The 18,297-nt window shown below is 45.6% G+C and carries 12 protein-coding genes; 1 reads left to right on the top strand and 11 read right to left on the bottom strand.

Annotated features, from left to right (window positions below):
* Positions 1-70: 70 nt before the first annotated feature.
* The 5 genes from KOE27_RS05165 to KOE27_RS05185 all read right to left on the bottom strand — a co-directional run bounded on the left by KOE27_RS05165 (position 71) and on the right by KOE27_RS05185 (position 8,121).
* Entirely contained in the window at positions 71-919 is an 849-nt protein-coding gene (locus KOE27_RS05165; protein ID WP_215237762.1) for a hypothetical protein, read from the bottom strand.
* 245 nt (positions 920-1,164) lie between these two features.
* The gene (locus KOE27_RS05170; RefSeq protein ID WP_215237763.1) at positions 1,165-4,572 is read right to left on the bottom strand and encodes a ThuA domain-containing protein; all 3,408 of its coding nucleotides are present in this window, start codon (positions 4,570-4,572) and stop codon (positions 1,165-1,167) included.
* Positions 4,573-4,663: 91 nt separating this feature from the next.
* On the bottom strand, positions 4,664-5,716 hold the full coding sequence (locus KOE27_RS05175) for a sugar phosphate isomerase/epimerase family protein (protein ID WP_215237764.1): 1,053 nt from the start codon (positions 5,714-5,716) through the stop codon (positions 4,664-4,666).
* Positions 5,717-5,749: 33 nt separating this feature from the next.
* Positions 5,750-6,895: a Gfo/Idh/MocA family protein gene (locus tag KOE27_RS05180; RefSeq protein ID WP_215237765.1), complete on the bottom strand. Its 1,146-nt coding sequence runs from the start codon at positions 6,893-6,895 to the stop codon at positions 5,750-5,752.
* A 92-nt stretch (positions 6,896-6,987) separates the two neighbouring features.
* On the bottom strand, positions 6,988-8,121 hold the full coding sequence (locus KOE27_RS05185; protein WP_215238382.1) for a Gfo/Idh/MocA family protein: 1,134 nt from the start codon (positions 8,119-8,121) through the stop codon (positions 6,988-6,990).
* Positions 8,122-8,359: 238 nt separating this feature from the next.
* Between KOE27_RS05185 and KOE27_RS05190 the strand changes: the two genes are divergently transcribed.
* Positions 8,360-9,598, top strand: a complete 1,239-nt coding sequence (locus tag KOE27_RS05190) for an MFS transporter (RefSeq protein WP_215237766.1) — start codon at positions 8,360-8,362, stop codon at positions 9,596-9,598.
* A 189-nt stretch (positions 9,599-9,787) separates the two neighbouring features.
* Here the strand turns inward: KOE27_RS05190 and hslV are convergent, their stop codons facing one another.
* The 6 genes from hslV to KOE27_RS05220 form a co-directional block, all read right to left on the bottom strand.
* Positions 9,788-10,330 (bottom strand): ATP-dependent protease subunit HslV, encoded by a 543-nt coding sequence (gene hslV / locus KOE27_RS05195; protein ID WP_215237767.1) that lies wholly within the window; start codon positions 10,328-10,330, stop codon positions 9,788-9,790.
* A 32-nt stretch (positions 10,331-10,362) separates the two neighbouring features.
* A complete protein-coding gene (locus KOE27_RS05200) occupies positions 10,363-10,863 on the bottom strand; it encodes a GNAT family N-acetyltransferase (protein ID WP_215237768.1) in 501 nt (166 codons plus the stop codon).
* Positions 10,864-11,078: 215 nt separating this feature from the next.
* Positions 11,079-12,728, bottom strand: coding sequence for a pyruvate dehydrogenase complex dihydrolipoamide acetyltransferase (locus KOE27_RS05205; protein ID WP_215237769.1), 1,650 nt, complete (start codon positions 12,726-12,728; stop codon positions 11,079-11,081).
* Between the two features lie 122 nt (positions 12,729-12,850).
* Complete coding sequence (gene lepA / locus KOE27_RS05210) at positions 12,851-14,638, bottom strand: translation elongation factor 4 (RefSeq protein WP_215237770.1); 1,788 nt, start codon at positions 14,636-14,638, stop codon at positions 12,851-12,853.
* Positions 14,639-14,886: 248 nt separating this feature from the next.
* A complete protein-coding gene (locus KOE27_RS05215; RefSeq protein ID WP_215237771.1) occupies positions 14,887-16,512 on the bottom strand; it encodes an NADP-dependent glyceraldehyde-3-phosphate dehydrogenase in 1,626 nt (541 codons plus the stop codon).
* 295 nt (positions 16,513-16,807) lie between these two features.
* A complete protein-coding gene (locus tag KOE27_RS05220) occupies positions 16,808-18,148 on the bottom strand; it encodes an MATE family efflux transporter (RefSeq protein WP_215237772.1) in 1,341 nt (446 codons plus the stop codon).
* Positions 18,149-18,297 lie beyond the last annotated feature (149 nt).

The following is an 18,297-nucleotide window of genomic DNA, read 5'->3' on the forward strand; positions in this document are numbered from 1 at the left end:
CCGGGAGCTGATCATTTCAAGATACAAAGTGTGCGAAGATGGATTTCTGATTTTTGTAATTACCTCGTTATCAGTGGTATTTTGCTTTCCAAAGCCTGAAATGTGCTCCCACCAGGATATTGGTCTGAAGAAACTCAAAATGCTGTTTAGCTCTGTCAGTAGCAAATTCGGTGGTACGTATGTCAGGCATGTTGATATAACCGCCCTTCGCTTCAGCCTGTATAAACAAATGGTTGAAGAAAGTTATGTTCAGCCCCACAACGGCCGCCACGCCGTAACCCGCTACATGAAACTGGTCATAACGATCATAATTAAGTAGGGTAGTATTTGTTCTGGGATATAACATCCCGCCGCCAACTCCCTCGATCAGGCTGGCATCAATGTGTCTGAAGCCGCTCTTAGGGCTTAGGATGGTATGAGATCTCCGTAATTCAACATTGACATAGTTGAGGCCGTCGGTATGTTCAAATTTGAGGAAATCTTCTGTAAGCTGAATCGGTACGTGCGAATATATGCCATCATATCTGGTTCCGGTCTCACCAATTTTTCCATTAATATCAACCGTCTGGTTTTGCTTCATGACATATTTCATGTGATCAATACCGAAAGAAATACTATAGTTATCACGGAAGAAATAACCTACACGGAAATCGTATTGCGGAATGGTGACACGCCCGGGATTGAGATAGGGATCCAGACCGAATTTACTCTGACGATCCTTTGCAACAACACTTTTCAGGGTGAAATCATAGTTTTCTCCGTGAAAGCGGATATTGGATTTGGTGTAGATACCCCGGTTCCATCCCCAATACATAAAAAAATTGCCTTTGTCGTTGTGTTTGACTTTATCGAAGGAAGTTTGGCTAAAAGAATGGGTTGTAACGGCCAACAGCGTTACCAACAGTAGAGACACTCTCATGACTATTTAGAAGAAGAAGTTTGCTGATAGACAGGTATTTTTGTTGTTCTGGCACTATGCTGCATGATTTCTTTTTTTAAAAGAACACTGCATGTTAAAACGGTGTAAAGTTAACGTATATGCCAAAGAATGGGTTCGCGTTTCAATTAAAATATAATTAAAAAAAGACAGGCACGGTAATCAATGTTACCATGCCTGTCTTTTACATTACTTAAAATAATGCGAGGGACAACCAGCCCTACGCCTTACAGTGCTGTATTATTAAAGGTTACAGAGTCTATCCAGAACAAGGCTTTGTTGCCTGCATCCGGATTACTGAACACCAGAAATAATTTTTGAGGAGTACTGCCTGCCGGTGCTTTCAGCGTAATATCCAGCGTTCCGTTAGCTGATACTTTTGTTTCACCGATTTTTGTGCCACCCGGGCTGCCCAAACGTACCTCCAGTGTACCGCCTGCCGAGAATTTTTCCATGACTCCGGCAGATACCGTTAAGCTGCTAATGCCCGTCAGGTCAATATCATCAAAAGCAATGTAGCTTCCGTTTTTAGAACCGTTTACAGCTTCCAGGCCTGCCGGAGTTTTGAATTTGGTTACGTTTTTGGCCTCATCATAAGAATTCGCTAACACCTTTGAAGGACGTAATGCCACGGTTTTAGAGCCCGTGAGCGGCCCCATCAGACCGTTGCCTTTATCTGTGTAACTTGCAGTGAAAATGTAAGAGCCTTCTTTCTGTTTCGCCTGCGTAACGTAGGAACTTTTCAGAGGTTTTTTATCGACAACCTTCTCCTTCGCCAATGAAAGGATGTATTTCACCATTTCCTCGGCTTCCTCTGGTTTATGCTGCGGGTGGGCTGCCATAGCCTGTTCGCCCCAGTTTCCGCCACCGCCTTTGATCACCTTTTCTGCAAGTGTCTTAACGGAGTTACGTTCTTTTTCGTAACGTTTAGCCACCTCTATATAAGCCGGACCGATGGATTTTTTATTTACCGAGTGGCAGGCCTTGCAGTCGCTCAGTTCAATCAACCGTTTTCCTGTATCAAATCCAGTGTTAGCCTGGTGGCCCTGCGCCAGCTGCGTTTTGTCAAATCCTTCCAGATAATTGATGGTGAGTGTTACCTCGTCTTCCGGAATTTTTTTATTGGCCACGCTTCCGTCTTCTTTATCGGCTACGTTCACCTCGTATTGAACGGGTTTATCGTTCCAGTAAAAGGTTTTGTTTCCTTTAATCGCAACTTCAACTTTTGGTATGGCATTACCTGCTTTAATGGTAACTTCTGAGGTACTCGAATTTCCGGCGCTGTCAGTAACCTTCAGCACGGCAATGTACTCACCTGGTTTGGCATAAGTAAAAGTGGGGTTTGGAGAGGTGCTTTTGGGTAATCCTTTTCCGAAATTCCACTCATATTTGATGGCGTCACCGTCGTAATCCAGAGAACCTTTGGATGAGAAAGATACCTTCAAAGGAACGGCACCAATGGTGTTGTTAGCTGCCGCAACTGCTACCGGAACGCGGTTGCCCGCATTGAAGGTGATGTGCGACAAAGCGGCTTCGTCGTTCTGAGCAAACCAGTTAGGGCCGTACTCGAGCGTGTAAAGCGATCCGTCGTTAGCAAACTGCATGTCAATCGGGTGGCTGAATTTCCCGTTAGGCATGAAACGTTCAATGTTCAGCAAGTCGCCCTGTTTGTTCATGGTCACCACATTGATGTAATCACGGATCCAGTCGTAAGCAAAGAATTTGCCGTTGTAATATTCCGGAAATTTATCCTTGCTGTCTTTGAAATCATTGTAGTAATAAACGGGCCCGGCCATAGCATTTCTCCCGCCTTTGCCTACAATGGCTCCAAACTCGGGCGAATCGGCATAGGGATACCAGATGAAAGCAGGCTGAGCAGGAGGTAATTCCTGGATACCTGTATTGTGAGGGGAATTATTGACCGGTGCTTTCGGATCAAAAGGCTTTCCGGAAGTACTGTCTGCAAAATTAAAATCTACGTACGGTTTGTTGTCAGCAATGAAAAGCGGATATCCGAAATAGCCTGCCTTTCGTGCCTGGTTTACCTCATCATATCCTCTCGGGCCACGTTTGGGGTTGTCGTTCGAGGCATCCGGGCCTACATCTCCCCAGTACAGGTATCCAGTATGCTGATCAACAGAAATCCGGTAGGGGTTACGCGTGCCCATCACATAAATTTCGGGGCGGGTTTTTGGGTTGCCGGCAGGGAAAAGGTTACCCTCTGGAATATCATAAAGATTGGTTCCTCCCGGCATATTGGCCCGGCGGTCGCCATAGCGCGGTTTAATCCGAAGTACCTTTCCTCTTAAATCGTTGGTATTTGAGGAGGAATGCTGCCCGTCCCAGCCCTCACGGCCCGGACGTTCATCAATTGGTCCGTAACCGTTTGACTGGAAGGGATTTACGTCGTCACCCGTGGACAAATACAGATTTCCTTTTGCATCCCAGGCAATGGATCCTCCCGTGTGACAGCAATCCGTACGTTTCACCGGTACTTTAAGGAATACCTCTTCGGTTGACAACAGCAGCGTATCTTTTACGTCATCATATTTGAATCTGGACAAATGCTGAGCCGTATCCGCTGCGGAGGAAGGAGGGGAATAATACAGGTAAACCAGTTTATTGGTTTTAAAATTAGGATCTATATTAATGCCCATCAGCCCGTACTCCTGCTTACTGTAAACCGGTACATCGGCAACTACCTTTACGGTCTTTGTTTTGGGGTTATACAATTTCAGTTTCCCCTTTCTTTCGGTGAAAAGTATGCGGTGATCGTCTAGTACCACCAGTTCGGTGGGTTCATCCAACTTGTTTGCCAGTACTTTTTTGGAGAATCGATTTTCTTCCGGGCGTGTCCTGGAGTAATCGAGGCTTGAAGCCATTACGTAATTTAGCCCTCCGGTAAGATGTTTCAGGAAAACAGGATTTTCAAAAGTTGAATTTTCGTGGCCGAAGTTCGTATAAAATGCTTTTCCGCCGTCAAATTCGTGGTACCACGACATCGGGTGGTTATCTCCCATTTTGCCATCTTTATATGATTTCTCATCGATTTTGAGGAGAACATTCACTTTGGGATTAAAACTTTTAAAATCATAGAACTCATCCTTGATCTTCCATTTTTTTGGAAAGTCATTCATGGACGGATGATTGTCATTTACAACATAGACTTCCCCTTCTTGTACATTAGGGTTGCCAGGATGGCTTGCAAAATAGGCTCCTGCAAGTTTATTGTACCATTGCCAGTCATATTCCGTATCAGCAGCGGCATGTATTCCCACATAACCTCCTCCGGCCTGGATATAATGTTCAAAAGCATCCTGCTGTTTTTCGTTAAGGATATCTCCGGTGGTGTTCAGGAATACTATAGCGCTGTATTTTTTTAAATTCTTTTCGGTAAATAGGCCGGCATTTTCAGTAGTATCCACAGCCAGGTTCAATTGCTGTCCTAGTTTCAGCAAGGCAGCGCGGCCTGCGGGAATAGAAGCATGGCGAAAACCAGCCGTTTTGGAAAATACCAGGATACGTTTTTCAGGTGTAACTACCTGCGCATGGGCATCCAAAACCGTTAGCAACAGTACCAGCTGAAGCACGAAACGCAGGAGGGGAAAGGACTTCCGATAAAAAGTTTGAAACATTAGATTTGATTCTGATTTTTGGTATAAAAAAACCTATCAATCAATAAGAACGATAGGTTTTTTTTATACTTGTCGTTAAAACAATTATTTGTTAAAGACCTAATACTTTGCGGTTAAAGGCTTCGTCTGCGCCAGTTCCGGCAAAGTCGTCAAAAGCTTTTGTAGTAACCTCAATGATATGGTCTGCAATGAAAGGTGCGCCCTCGGCCGCTCCCTGTGTCGGGGATTTGATGCAGCATTCCCATTCCAGTACTGCCCAGCTTCCGTAGCCATACTGAGAAAGTTTTGAAAAAATTGCCGAGAAATCAACCTGTCCGTCTCCCAAAGAACGGAAACGCCCGGCACGGTCGGCCCATCCGGCAAATCCGCTGTAAACGCCCTGCTTACCTGTAGGGTTAAATTCCGCATCTTTTACATGGAAAGCCTTGATACGATCGTGATACAGGTCAATAAACTGTAAATAATCCAGCTGTTGTAAAACGAAATGGCTCGGATCGTAGTTGATGTTGGCACGGGTATGTCCGCCAAGATAGTCGACAAACATTTCGAAGGTAGAACCGTCAAAAAGATCTTCTCCAGGGTGAAGTTCGTAAGCGACGTCCACACCATTTTCATCATAAACGTCAAGGATAGGCTTCCAGCGTGCCGCGAGTTCCTTAAACGCGGTTTCTACCAGCCCGGCCGGGCGTTGCGGCCAGGGGTACAGGAATGGCCAAGCCAAAGCTCCAGAAAAAGTTGCACTGGCTGAAAGTCCCAGGTTTTTACTTGCAATGGCCGTATACTTAAGCTGCTGGGTGGCCCATTCGGAACGTGCTTTGGGATTTTTGCGTACTTCGGGGATAGCGAAACCATCATACATTTCATCATATACAGGGTGAGAAGCCACCAACTGCCCGATGATATGAGAGGAAAGCTCCGTTATTTCCAGCCCTTTGTCCTGGAGTTTGCCTTTTAGTTCGTCCGCGTAGGTCTGAGACTCTGCGGCAAGTTTTATATCAATAACCCTTGGATCCCAGACAGGAAGCTGCAAGCCCTTATAACCAAGGTCGGCCATATACTGCGCAATGGTATCCAGTGAATTGAACGGTGCTTCATCTCCTAAAAACTGCGCAAGGAAAATTCCGGGTCCTTTTATTGTTTTCATATTGATCAATTTTGAATGGTGGAAGGATCGAACCTAAACTTCAACCCATGCCTGTTTTTTGTTGCTTTCAAGAATTCTCTCGCAGATCAGAAGCTCACGATATCCATCTGCAAATGTGGGATACGTCGGATTTTCCGGCTGTTTGCCTTCTGCAATAGCGGCATATACCTCCTTGAACATCTGTTTGGAAGTATCCGGAAAGCCTTCGTTATGACCGCCTGGGAAGGTAATGAGCGAACGTACATCGGGATTCACAAGAGAAGGATCACGCATAAGCACTTCATTGCTCTTGTCACGGTTGCCGATCCACATTTCATTTGGAGCTTCGGATGTCCAGCTGAAGGTTTTTTTAGATCCTGAAATTTCCAGCGACATGCGGTTTTTACGCCCTGCCGATACCTGTGAAACGGTGATCACTCCCTTGCTGCCATTATCAAAGCGAAGCAGGACATTGGCATGATCTTCGGTTGTAATGGGTACATCGGCATAATCCTCCGGAGTCAGCAGTTTGCCTGAATAGGTTTCAACAGGCTTTAACGGCTTTTTCCTTGTTTTGTGGATGGTATTGAAATCGGCAAGAACGGCAGTTGTTTTCAGTCCAGTGATGTATTCAAGTATGTCCATCAGGTGGGAACCAATGTCGGCAATGGCTCTTGAATCACCGGATTTATCTGGTTCCAGCCGCCAGTTATAATCTGTTTCATAAAACAGCCAGTCCTGCAGGTAAGAGCCAATGAAAGAATATATCTCTCCTAATTCCCCGTTTTCACGCATGGATTTCATCTGACGTGCCAATGGGTAATAACGAAGGTTAAAATGAACAGCATTAACGAGCCCTGTTTTGGCTGCCAGTTCTACCAGCTCTTCTGCTTCTGCCAGATCTTTTGCCAGCGGTTTCTCACAGATCACATGTTTGCCAGCAAGTAAGGCAGCCTTTGACTGGGAATAGTGGAGGAAGTTGGGGGTACAGATATGGATAACTTCAATATCATCCTGCAGAAGAAGTTCGTCGAAAACATAGGAACGGGATATTCCGAGCAGATCAGCCTTTTCACGAGCCAGTTCGGCGGTAACTTCGCAAAGCGCTGCAACTTCTACATTCGGAAGACGCCTTAGTGCTTCAATATGTGCGGGCCCGATGAACCCAGTACCTACGACGCCAACTTTAATTTTGTTCATAGTTAATTAATAATGTTTAAAGGAAAATTGATAATTCGGCGAAGATAAGAAGCCGCTTCAAATTACTGGTAATAGATTGGTCAAATATCTGGTTAAAAATTGAAATCGGTCCATTTCTGCTCTGACTGATTGGATGCCAGAACGGTATCAATAAACTTCATTCCTCTGAGACCATCCGCTGCAGTGGGGAAATCGTATACCGGATCAACCGTTTTTCCTTCCAGCCTTGCTCTTACGTGAAAAGCAAAATTGCGGTACAGATTCGCAAACGCTTCAAAATAACCTTCCGGATGGCCAGCCGGAACACGCGTATGTACTTGCGCCGCCCTTGACAGGTTTCCAACGCTCGTCCGGATGATCCTGGCTCCTTGATTTGTTTTGTGGATCAGAGTATTGGGTTCCATTTGCTTCCACTGCAAACCGCCTGTTTCTCCGTATACCCGGATATTGAGGTCGTTTTCTTCCCCATTGGCGATCTGGCTGTCCTGCAGAATACCTTTTGCGCCATTGTCGAACCTTAGCAGCACATGGGCGTCATCATCCAGCACTCGGCCCTCCACAAAAATAGTGAGGTCAGCACAAAGCTGGGTAATTTTAAGGCCGGTTATATATTCTGCAAGGTTTTCCGCATGCGTTCCGATATCCCCGAGCCCGCCTGCAGCACCAGACTTGGCCGGATCTGTGCGCCACGCAGCCTGTTTATTGCCGGTAACTTCAACCAAAGTGGATAGCCACCCCTGCGGATATTCCACGATAACCTTTCGTACTTTTCCGATCGCCCCGGAAGCTATCATCTGTTTCGCTTCTTTGACCATAGGATAGCCAGTGTAATTATGTGTCAGGCAAAAGATTAACCCCGTTTTTTCAACAAGGGCAGCAATTTCCTCGGCCTCGGCTGTATTCAGGGTAACCGGTTTGTCGCAGACAACATGAAAACCATGTTCCAGCGCCATTTTAGAAGGACCATAGTGCACATGATTGGGAGTTACCACAGACACAAAGTCCATCCTTTCTCCCTCAGGAAGCTCTTTCTCTTTGAGGATCATCTCCTCGTAATTGTTGTAAATACGGTTTTCGGGTAAATATAACCCCCGGCCTGTTTCTTTTGATTTCTCGGGGTCAGAGCTGAAAGCACCACATACCAGTTCAATTTCTCCATCCATTATGGCAGCACGGCGATGAACTCCACCTATAAATGCATCCAGGGAGCCACCAACCATACCCATCCTTATCTTTCGTGACATTACGCTTGGTTTAGTGTTTAGAAAAGATTTTACATTATAAAAGAGTAGTATATATTACTCTTACTTCTTACAAAGATAAATTTCTAAGGATAAAAACATATTACCGGATGCAAGAAGAGCAGTAGATTTGGTAGTATTTTGTATTTTTTGTGAAAATCCTTAGTAAAATTCCGGACAAAAAATCTTTAACCAACTTTCCATTAATAACCCTTTTTATCTCATGACTCAATCTGTTAATAGCTCACGGCTTTTTAATGCAAGCTGCTTTGCGCTCATTACCACTGCTTTCTCTTTTAGTATACGGGCGGGTATACTCGCCCAACTTGGCACCGAGTTCAACCTCACCGCCGCGCAGCTTGGGTTTATAAACTCTATGGCTTTTCTGGGTATGCCGCTCTCCATGATCATCGGTGGGCTTGTTTATCATACAATTGGTCCTAAAATCATCATGCAGGTGGCATTTTTCTGCCACGCAGTTGGAATTATCATGACTATTTACGCAGGAGCCGTAGGCGGTTACGTTGGTCTGCTGGTTTCTACTTTCTTTATCGGAATTGGCAATGGCTGTACAGAAGCAGCATGTAATCCAATGATTGCTGACAGTTATTCGGGCTTACAAATGAGCAAAATGCTGAACCGGTTTCACATGTGGTTCCCCGGAGGAATTGTTGTTGGAGCGGTACTTTCCAAATTTATGACCGATGCCAACCTGGGCTGGCAGGCGCAAATCTGGGTAATCATGATTCCTACCATCATATATGCCGTTCTGTTTTTTGGACAAACATTTCCAAAGCCGCATATCGCAGGTGTTACTTCTATCGGTGAAAATTTAAAAGCGATGTTCTCTCCTTTATTCATTTTCATATTCTTGTGCATGGCCCTTACCGCCATCAGTGAGTTTGGCCCGCAGCAATGGACTTCTTTGATTTTGAGTAAAAGTGGCGCGAATCCAATGCTTATTCTGGCTTTGGTTACCGGTTTAATGGCCGTAACGAGGTTCTTTGCTGCACCCATCGTCAAGACGCTGGGATCGACTGGAATTTTACTCGGCTCCGCTATTCTGGCGACCTTGGGTATTTATCTGCTCAGCACGGTTACGGGCCCAACTGCTTACCTGGCGGCTGTTGTCTTTGCATTTGGTGTGGCGCTATTCTGGCCAACCATGATTGGCTTCGTTGCACAATACGTGCCATTGAGCGGGGCACTTGGGATGTCTATCGTTGGTGGTGTGGGTATGTTCTCAACCGCGATATTCCAGCCGATCATCGGAGGCTGGATCGATGCTGACACTGCGGAAAAGGCGGCTCAGGGACTAACAGGTGACGAACTGGCGCTTGCTGCTGGTCAGGCAACGTTGAGCACCATGGCTGCTTTCCCCGGAATACTGATCGTTGCCTTCGCATTCCTGTATTTCTGGATGCGTGGTAGTAAAGTTGAAGCTGCCGCTACTGCGCATTGAGCAAAACATTGAATAGATATACAAAAGAGACTGTCTTCAAAAGGGCAGTCTCTTTTTCGAAACAAAAAATCATAACAATTTATAACCAGGGTATTATACCAGTTTGGTTTCAAACTCAGGAAAAAGCCGTTCGGAAATAACAGATTATCTGTTTTCTGAACGGCTTTTTCCTGACTGGATGTTAATAGGTTATGACTGTACCTTTTGAATTATAAAATTGTGATTAGTATAAATACAGAGGTCTGCAGCCACAGTTAATCCTTCTCTTACCATTTCCTCAGCAGATAAGTGTGTGGCATGTTTCTTCAGGGCAGCCGCTGCCGACTGTGCGAAATTCCCTCCTGATCCGATAGCCGCAATACCATTTTCCGGTTCCAGTACATCTCCGGTGCCTGATATCACCAGTATTTCTTCAGCGTTGGCCGTAATCATCATGGCTTCTAATTTTCTCAGGTAACGGTCGGTACGCCAGTCTTTTGCCAGTTCTATGGCTGCGCGTTTCATGTTTCCGCCATAGGCATTCAGTTTTTCTTCGAAGCGTTCCAATAGCGTAAAAGCATCCGCTGTTGAACCGGCAAACCCTACCAGTATTTTGCCTCCGAGTAATGCCCTTATTTTCCTGACATTACTTTTTGCGACCGTACTTCCCATTGTAGCCTGCCCATCGGCTCCGAGTGCTACGGTTCCGTTGTGAACTATACCAAGGACAGTTGTAGCGTGTATTTTTTCCATAAAATATGGTTCTTAATAGATGTGAAATGATACTAATTATTTACGGGACTTTTCAAATGTCGGCGGCAAAAGACGTTATCTACCTCCATGACAGGAAAGTCTATCGGTAATTGGGCTTTGTCGATTAACAGAAAATCATTTTTTTCATAAAAGCGTAAAGCGGCTTTTAGCTTGTCAATGGTTCCCAGGTAAAGCGTTCCGATTTCCGAATGGATACTATAATCAACAAGTTTGTCCAAAAGCTTCTGAGCAATACAGAATTCTTTTCCGCGAAACTCTTTTTTGACAAACATTTTCCGGATCACTCCGCAGCGATTGCTGATTTTGATCAGGGCAATACTGCCGACCACCGTCCCGTTGTGCGTTGCGGTCCAGAATTCGCCCCCATTTTTCCGATAAAATGCATCAATCATGTATAAATCGGGCTGGTCTTTCGCCGTGATGGGGATGTTGAATTCATTTTGCTGGATTTCAAGAATCATGCTCACAAGCTCATTCTGCTGAGTGATACGGTATGGGGTAATCTCAAGCATGCATATATGGAATTGGACAGGATTTTTTTCATCAATGGATATAAAACAAAAGTGCCAGGCTTAAAAACCTGACACTTTGTACATGTGCTGTTGTGTTTGAAAGTCACTCTGGACTAATTATTATTGCTTAACAATGCCAGAATAGTTTCTTATGCTAATTTAGACAAACCAACACCAACTTCTGATTTCCTATAGTGTGTGTTGTACAAATCGTTCTAAACCAGCATGCTCATAGGTTCTTCCAACAGTTTTTTAACTGTCTGAAGGAAGGAAGCTGCGGTTGCTCCATCTACTACACGGTGGTCCGACGACAACGTAACTTTCATGATGTTGGTTGGGTAAACAGTACCATCTTCCTTGAAAGCCGCCACTTTTTTGATGGCGCCGATAGCCAGTATACAAGCATCAGGGGGATTAATGATAGCAGTAAACTCATCTACACCAAACATTCCCAGATTGGAGATCGAGAAGGTATTTCCTTCCCAGTCTTTTGGCTGAAGTTTTTTGTCTTTCGCTTTTCCGGCAAATTCTTTTACCTCAGCAGAAATAACCGACAGCGTTTTCTTGTCAGCATCACGCACTACAGGTACCAGCAGACCTTCGTCTACTGCTACGGCTATACCAATGTTAACGTAGTTATATCTTCTGATTTTATCTCCCAACCACGCTGAATTTACAGCAGGATGTTGTTTCAGAGCTACCGCGCAAGCTTTAACGACCATGTCATTAAAAGAAATTTTGGCAGGACTTACTTCATTCAGCTGCGGACGAAGCGCCATAGCTTTGTCCATAACGATTTCCATGGTGACATAGAAATGCGGAGCAGTAAATAAGCTGTCACTTAAACGACGGGCGATGGTTTTCCGCATTTGAGAAACCGGCAGATCGGTGTAATCACCTGAGGCAACTGCTTCCGTTGCTTTTGGTGCTGCTTCAGCAGGCGCCGCTTTTGGCGCGGGAGCTGCCGCTGCTTCGGCTTTAGCGGCTGGTTTGAACTCGTCCACATCGCGTTTCACTATGCGTCCGTTATCACCACTTCCTTCAATTTTGGCAAGGTCAATACCTTTTTCATCTGCCATGCGTTTGGCAAGCGGCGATGCTTTGATTCTGTCTCCTGAATCAGCAACAGAAACTGCTTTTTCTGATGAGGCATCAGGTGCCGGAGCATTTGGTTTTTCGGCCGTAGCTTCCTCCGTTCCGCCTTCTCCGTTTTCACGGGCAAGCAAAGCTTCCACATTAGCACCACTTTCACCAATTACCGCAATAATTCCGTCCACAGGTACTGCTTCACCCTCTTTAATACCAACGTATAAAAGTGTACCGTCTTCATATGCTTCAAGCTCCATGGTCGCCTTATCCGTTTCCACTTCGGCCAGAATATCTCCTGATTTTACCTGATCACCCACCTTTTTCTGCCATGAAACAAGTGTTCCCTCTTCCATGGTATCACTCATTTTTGGCATACGCACCACAACCGCATTGATTTTTTCAGTTGATTGTGCCGGAGCCGCTTTGGGCGCAGGAGCGACTGGAGCAGTTTCCTCTTTCTTCGGCTCTTCGGCTTTTGGCTCTTCCTTGGCAGCACCGTTGGAGCTTCCTCCATCCAGCAAAGACTTGTAGTCTTCGCCTTCATTTCCAACCACAGCCATTATGCCATCAATGGGTACAGCATCACCTTTTTTGACTCCAATATACAGCAGCGTACCATCATAGTAAGATTCAAGATCCATCGTTGCTTTGTCGGTTTCCACCTCGGCAATTACTTCTCCTGATTTGATTTTATCACCCACTTTTTTGTGCCATTCTGCGATAACACCCTCTTCCATGGTGTCGCTCATCTTGGGCATACGGATTACTTCTGCCATATCGCTTGTTAAGGTATTTTAGTTTCTTGGTCTAAAAATTAGATTTCTGTCAAAATTACAACAAAAGGGTAATTTAGCACTTCCTTTTGCCATTTATTATGCTCGTCCCCGCACCAGCAGCACTAGTTGATTTTCAGAACCGCCATAAATGCTTCCTGCGGTATTTCTACATTTCCAACCTGTCGCATGCGTTTCTTACCCTTTTTCTGTTTTTCCAAAAGTTTGCGTTTCCTGGAAATATCACCCCCATAACATTTGGCCAATACATCCTTACGCATGGCTTTCACGGTTTCCCGGGCAATGATCTTTTGCCCGATGGCAGCCTGAATGGCAATTTCAAACATCTGGCGCGGAATGAGCTCGCGTAATTTTTCACATAGTTTTTTGCCCCATTCATACGATTTGGATCGGTGGACAATGGCCGAAAGTGCGTCCACGGCCTCACCGTTGAGCATGACATCCAGCTTTACCATGTCGGATTCCTGGTATCCATGTAATTCGTAATCCAGTGAAGCGTATCCCCGTGAAATGGTTTTAAGTTTATCAAAAAAGTCAAAAACAACTTCTGCAAGGGGCATGTGGAACTGAAGTTCGACGCGCTCGGCTGTCAGGTATACCTGATTTTTAAGGATACCCCGTTTGTCCATACAGAGGTTTAAAATCGGGCCAATGTAATCGGACTTGGTGATGATTTGCGCGTTAATGAAAGGCTCTTCTATCCATTTGATGTGATTGGGTTCCGGCATTTCGGAAGGCGCGCTGATGTTCAGCAACTGATCTTTGGTATTGATGATCCTGAACTGAACAGAGGGTACCGTTGTGATAACAGTCATGTCGAATTCCCTTTCGAGCCTTTCCTGCACAATTTCCATGTGTAGCATACCCAGGAACCCGCAGCGGAAACCAAAACCCAAAGCAGCCGATGTTTCGGGTTCCCAGACAAGGGCGGCGTCATTAAGCTGAAGTTTCTCCATGGCTTCCCTGAGTTCCTCAAATTCACTGGTGTCAACAGGGTATATACCTGCAAAAACCATTGGTTTTACCTCTGAAAATCCCTGAATTGCCTCGGCCGCAGGCCGACTGATATGGGTAAAGGTATCACCAACTTTTACTTCCTTCGCTACCTTGATTCCGGATATCAGGTAACCTACATCTCCGCATTCCACGGTTTGTTTGGGTATCTGATTGAGCCCGAGCGTTCCTATTTCGTCGGCAAAATATTCCTTTCCGGTGGCCATGAATTTTACACGGTCACCTTTTTTTATACTTCCGTTTTTAACCCGGAAAATTACTTCTATTCCTCTGTAGGAGTTGAAAACGGAATCAAAAATAAGAGCCTGAAGCGGCGCTTCAGGATCACCTACGGGTGCGGGAATCCGCTCCACAATCGCATTCAAAATCTCTTCAATTCCGATCCCCTCTTTGCCGCTTGCTGGAATAATATCTTCACGGTCACAGCCAAGCATGTCTACCATTTCATCCTTGATCTCCTCCGGCATTGCGCCTGGCAGATCAATTTTGTTCAGTACCGGAATAATCACCAGGTCATGGTTGATCGCCAGATACAGATTGGATATGGTTTGTGCCTCAGTACCTTGTGAAGCGTCCACCAGCAACAGTGCGCCTTCACAGGCCGCTATAGACCGCGAAACTTCGTATGAAAAATCAACATGCCCGGGGGTATCAATCAGGTTAAGGATGTATTCCTGGCCCTGATACGCATAGGTCATCTGGATGGCGTGGCTTTTTATGGTAATGCCCCGCTCTCTTTCCAAATCCATATTATCCAGAAGCTGGGCCTGCATATCCCGGTTAGAAACCGTTTTGGTGAATTCCAGCAGACGGTCAGCCAGTGTGCTTTTCCCATGATCAATATGGGCGATGATACAAAAATTGCGAATATTCTTCATGTAGTATATTAAGCTGATAACCCTTTGCTGGTTATCGTATTGACCTACAAAATTACGAGGCTGTTGGTGATTTTAACAGAATGCAGCATTTATTTATCGTTTTTTCTGCATTTGCACATCATAGAAGCCGCCCTGGCGCATTTGCGAACCTGCCGGACTGGGCACGCCTGTTGAACACGGATATGAAAAAAGCTCTGCCCCTGGATGGCAGAGCTTCAATATTAATACAAATACTCTGAGGGGTAAAATCAGAATATGAATTTGGTACTCAGGAAATTGGAAGTATCCTCTTTCACGATCTGGTTGATCAGCTGTTTGTTAGAATCATTCATCTTGAAAGCAACCAGTGACCGGATTGAGAAGGAACGGATGGCATCGGCTACTGAAAGTGTTCCTTCCGCGCTGTCTTTTCTTCCCGTGAATGGGAAAACATCAGGCCCGCGCTGGCATTGGCTGTTGATGTTTACCCGGCTTACCTGGTTGACCAGCGGATCAATTAATGCTGCAACCTCCCCTGCATCCTCACTGAAAATGCTGACCTGCTGGCCATGGGTAGATTCGATCAGATAGGATATCGTTTCTTCCAGGTCGTCAAAAGGTACAACCGGTACAATAGGGCCAAACTGCTCTTCATAGTAAAGTTTCATTTTGTTATTGACCGGATATACAACTGCCGGATAGAAAAACGAGCCTGCCGATTGGCCGCCGTTTTCATTTACTACCTGTGCACCATGCAGTTGGGCATCCTCGATACAGCTGTTAAGGTACTCAATTTTATTGGTTTCGGGCAGGGGTGTGAGTGAAACTCCTTTTTCCCAGGGCATGCCATATTTCAGTTCTGCAACAGCCTTACTGAATTCGGATAAAAACAAATCCACTTTGCTTCGGTGTACCCAGACAATTTTAAGGGCCGTGCAACGCTGCCCGTTAAATGAGAGTGAGCCAGACAAAGTTTCTTTTACCGCAAGAGAAATGTCTGCATTGGAGGTGACAATCGCGGCATTTTTTGCATCCAGTCCTAAAACAGCGCGTAGGCGGTTAACCTTAGGGTGAGATTTCTTCAGTTCATTGGCCACTTTACTGGACCCGATGAGCGTCAGTACATTGATTTTTCCTGACTGCATCAGGCCCGGTACGATGGCATTGCCGCGGCCATAGATCACATTGACTACCCCTTTGGGGAAACAATCACGGAATGCCTCCTGTAAAGGATAATGGAGTAATGTACCAAATTTCGGAGGTTTGAAAAGAATTGTATTCCCCATAATTAGCGCGGGGATGAGGGTTGTGAAGGTTTCGTTGAGCGGGTAGTTGAAAGGTCCCATGCATAATACCACACCAAGCGGAGACCTGCGCACCTGTGCTGCAATACCATCGACAATCTCGAAACCCGACGAATCCCGGTCAAGGTTTTTAAGTGAATCTATGGTTGCATAGATATATTCAACGGTTCTGTCAAATTCTTTGTTGGAGTCGGCAACGGATTTTCCGATTTCCCACATAATCAGTTTAACAATGATATCTTTCTGTTCGATCATTTTCCCCGTGAAGCGTTCCACGCAGTTGATACGTTCGGCCAGTCCCATGGTCGGCCATTCGCCCCGGCCATTGTTGTACGCGGCTACAGCCGCATCCAGTGATTCCATCGCTTCTTTTTCCGTACACACGGGATAACTACCGATGAGTTTCCGCTCCAGTCCATTTTCGGTATGGATACAAACAGGAGAAAAAACTTCATGAACCGGACCGTTCCATTCCCGCATTTCACCATTGCTTAGATACTCACGCTGGTGAACAAGTGACGGAAGCGTAAATTCTGTAGGGATATCTTTGTCGGCGTAAAAGATTCCGGATAATTTGGAGTTGAAATCCATTTCTGAAAAATTAAGATAATAAAATTAGTTAATTGTCCTTTTGACAATTATTGACATACCAATAATTGTTTTGAAACTGAAAATTGCCTTTGGGTCATTAAAAAATTGTTAGGTTTCTCCCGGACAGTTTACCGGGGTGTACTGAGTAATTGATATAAAGACGATGGAATATCATTTCTCACCTGAACAAAAGCTGAAAATGATATAGCCAATTGCACTTTCCATAGGAAGCACAGGTCAGGCGCCTCTGAAATTTCAAATTTATAAATTAAACTCAGATTGAATGCCAAAGGTGTTACACCGTTTTCGAAATGTTATTCTTCCTGCTCATCTTGAAAAATCGTATGATCAGAAATATGGATGCGAAGGTGAGCCCGGCAATCAGGCCGAGCCACATACCTGATGCTCCCATATCAAATCGAAATGCCAGTATATATCCGATTGGGATACCTAAAACCCAGTAAGCGATACCTATAAAAATGGTTGGGGCTTTTACATCCTTGATCCCCCTCAGCAGCCCGGCGGTAATCGCCTGTGTGCTGTCGGATATCTGAAAAAAAGCCGCAAAGATGAGCAGAAGTGACGCCAGTTCAAGTACCTGCCGGTTGTTGTTGAATGCTTGCGGGAGCTGTATCCTGAACACACCAAAAACAATTGCACAGAGGGTGCCGTAGATCAGGGCGGTATAAATAGTGCTTTTTCCAATGAGGTGAATCTTGGCCCAGTTTCCTCTTCCAAAAGCATTACTAACACGGATGGATCCTGCCTGGGCGAGTCCCATAGAAGCCATAAAGGTAAACGAGGCGCAACTGAGGGCGATTTGATGAGCCGCTTGTGAGACGGCTCCCAGTGTGCCGATGATGATTCCTGACACGGCAAATGCCCCGGCTTCCATTCCAATCTGCAGGCTGCTCGGTATGCCTATGTACAGTAGCTCCCGCCAGGTTTTCAGGTTGAATTTCCACTGGTTCCGGCCAACTGTTATGTAACGCTGAAACGTTTTATGTCTCAGAATAACAACAGCCAGGGCAGTGAAGATAATGGTGCGGGTGATGAGCGTTGCCCAGCCGGCACCCAGCAGTTCAAGACGGGGGAAGCCCCAGTGCCCGTAAATCAGCAGCCAGTTGAGCAGGATGTTGAGGGGCATACCCGCCAGGGATAGTATCATGGCGGTTTTGGTATACTCCAGACCATCCGTGAACTGCTTGAGCGTCATAAAAAGCAGCATAGGAATGATAGAAATGCCCATCAGCCTCATAAAAGGTATGGCCAGTTCGACTACCTCAGGATCCTGACCCAGGTGGTGCAGGATATCTTCTCCCGAAATAAGGACCAGAGAAATAAAAATGGCCGTAAGTGCACAGAGGCAAAAACCATTAAAAAGATAATGAGATACCAGCTTGCTGTCGTGCCGGCCATGGGCCATCGATACCATTTGCGAAACGGAGATCGTCATCCCGATACCTACCACAAACGGGATGTTCATGGTGTTCAGTACCAGAGCGGCAGCTGCCAGCTGTTTGTAACTGATAGCCCCTACCATGGCAGAGTCAATCAGATGGAGCGCCATCTGAGCCAGTTCACCGATAATAATGGGCAGGGCAAGTTTAATAGTTTGTGATGCTTCTTCTTTCATGGCTGAGGTATTCACGACCATAAGGTCAAAATGTCTGAATTGTTGTTATTGGCTGTCAGCTGTTAGCTATATAGCGTCTACTGCCTACTGCCTACTGCCTACTGCCTACTGCCTACTGCCTACTGCCTACTGCCTACTGCCTACTGCCT

Origin of the sequence: Dyadobacter sp. CECT 9275, from assembly GCF_907164905.1 — a bacterium.
GTDB lineage: Bacteria > Bacteroidota > Bacteroidia > Cytophagales > Spirosomataceae > Dyadobacter > Dyadobacter helix.

Excerpts from the sequence above, each read along its gene's own strand:
- KOE27_RS05190 (WP_215237766.1), top strand. The coding sequence starts at position 8,360 with ATGACTCAATCTGTTAATAGCTCACGGCTTTTTAATGCAAGCTGCTTT.
- KOE27_RS05220 (WP_215237772.1), bottom strand. The coding sequence starts at position 18,148 with ATGAAAGAAGAAGCATCACAAACTATTAAACTTGCCCTGCCCATTATT.
- KOE27_RS05170 (WP_215237763.1), bottom strand. The coding sequence starts at position 4,572 with ATGTTTCAAACTTTTTATCGGAAGTCCTTTCCCCTCCTGCGTTTCGTG.
- KOE27_RS05175 (WP_215237764.1), bottom strand. The coding sequence starts at position 5,716 with ATGAAAACAATAAAAGGACCCGGAATTTTCCTTGCGCAGTTTTTAGGA.
- KOE27_RS05185 (WP_215238382.1), bottom strand. The coding sequence starts at position 8,121 with ATGGGTATGGTTGGTGGCTCCCTGGATGCATTTATAGGTGGAGTTCAT.
- KOE27_RS05180 (WP_215237765.1), bottom strand. The coding sequence starts at position 6,895 with ATGAACAAAATTAAAGTTGGCGTCGTAGGTACTGGGTTCATCGGGCCC.
- KOE27_RS05200 (WP_215237768.1), bottom strand. The coding sequence starts at position 10,863 with ATGCTTGAGATTACCCCATACCGTATCACTCAGCAGAATGAGCTTGTG.
- hslV (WP_215237767.1), bottom strand. The coding sequence starts at position 10,330 with ATGGAAAAAATACACGCTACAACTGTCCTTGGTATAGTTCACAACGGA.
- KOE27_RS05215 (WP_215237771.1), bottom strand. The coding sequence starts at position 16,512 with ATGGATTTCAACTCCAAATTATCCGGAATCTTTTACGCCGACAAAGAT.
- lepA (WP_215237770.1), bottom strand. The coding sequence starts at position 14,638 with ATGAAGAATATTCGCAATTTTTGTATCATCGCCCATATTGATCATGGG.
- KOE27_RS05205 (WP_215237769.1), bottom strand. The coding sequence starts at position 12,728 with ATGGCAGAAGTAATCCGTATGCCCAAGATGAGCGACACCATGGAAGAG.
- KOE27_RS05165 (WP_215237762.1), bottom strand. The coding sequence starts at position 919 with ATGAGAGTGTCTCTACTGTTGGTAACGCTGTTGGCCGTTACAACCCAT.